Origin of the sequence: Rhodopirellula maiorica SM1, from assembly GCF_000346295.1 — a bacterium.
Classification (GTDB): Bacteria; Planctomycetota; Planctomycetia; order Pirellulales; family Pirellulaceae; genus Novipirellula; species Novipirellula maiorica.
Map to the genome: position 1 here is coordinate 1 of NZ_ANOG01000034.1, position 1,424 is coordinate 1,424.

Annotated in this window: 1 protein-coding gene; it reads left to right on the forward strand. The window is 50.4% G+C overall.

Going from position 1 to position 1,424, the window contains the following annotated elements:
• The first annotated feature begins 144 nt into the window (after positions 1-144).
• Entirely contained in the window at positions 145-1,293 is a 1,149-nt protein-coding gene (locus RMSM_RS01180; protein ID WP_008690276.1) for an acyltransferase family protein, read from the forward strand.
• The last annotated feature ends 131 nt before the right edge of the window (positions 1,294-1,424 follow it).

Genomic DNA, 1,424 nt, shown 5'->3' on the forward strand with positions numbered 1-1,424 from the left:
TGCTTAACTGCTTCGCTAGTAGCGAAAGTTGCGAAGATTCTCGTCCACTGACACCGCCCATTGCAACTCATTCGCAAGTTTCGTTACGAAAGGCTCTTTCGCTTCCAGCAACGGAAAAGCGTAACTTCCCACCGGGAACCGCAGATGGAAGCGTCCAATCAACGACAAGCCGAGCAGGTGTGGCGCCGCGGCGAGCATTTGGCTGAACTTGACGGGTTGCGGGGTTTTGCCATTTTGATCGTGACGCTGTATCGGTTTGGCAAAGAATTTCCTTCGGAAACCATGCTCGGCAAACTGATCGGGGGCGTATTGAGCCAAGGGGATCGCGGAGTCGATCTCTTTTTTGTGCTCTCGGGTTTCCTGATCACAGGCATCTTGATCGATGGCAAAGACCGTCCCCACTACTTTCGTAACTTCATCGCCCGTCGCTGTCTGCGGATTTTTCCACTCTACTTTTGCACGCTCGCGGCGATTGTGATCGGATCAAGGTTTGTTCCTGAATTGGCTGACATGTTCGCGCTGCCATTGGGGAATCAGTTTTATCTGTGGACCTATCTAGTCAACATCAAGATGAGCGTGGAAAACCAATGGTGTTTTGGCTACCTCGATCACTTTTGGTCCTTGGCGGTGGAGGAGCATTTTTATCTTGTTTGGCCGTTTATTCTGTACCATGTTCGATCAGCTCGGATGCTTCGTGTGGCGATCACAGTGGCAATACTGAGTGCGGTGTCACGAATCGTCTACGTTCTGATATCGCATCATGGTATTGCTGCCGACGTGTTGACAATTTTTCGGGTCGACGCGCTATTGATTGGAGCGGCGGTAGCCGTGATGGCACGCAATCCACAGAGTCTTGAACGGCTGAGACCATGGCTGCCAATACCGTTTCTTTCCGGTGTCATGGTCGTTGCGTCGGGATTGGTTTTCAAAAAGGGATGGTTCACCCTACCGCATACTTTGTGGCCGATGATTTGGGCGTGCATTTTGGTTTGGTTGATGACCATGTACCGCAACCAATGGATGGCACGCTTTTTCAAATTGGCGGCGCTGCGTTCCCTTGGGAAATACAGCTACGCGATGTATATCTTCCAAAACCCACTGATTCCGCTGATGTCCGTCGTCCTAACCGCCACGACCTTGACCTCAGTCACCGGCGATGCTGTTTCCAGTCACCTTGTGTACATTGGTTTGATGTTCGCACTGACCTACATTGCCGCCATCGTAAGTTGGTATTTGTTAGAGCGTCACTTTCTGAAGCTGAAAAAGTACTTTCCAACAAACTCCGCGGTGTGAATTTGATAACGGGAGAGTTCTCCCTGTAAGCCATGTTTATTTTATGCGTAGCAGTGCTCGTGAAGACATGCGTTGGGGGATGCTCAATTAGTGGGATTCGCCAGAATTCCCATCTTTGCTGTTGAAACATC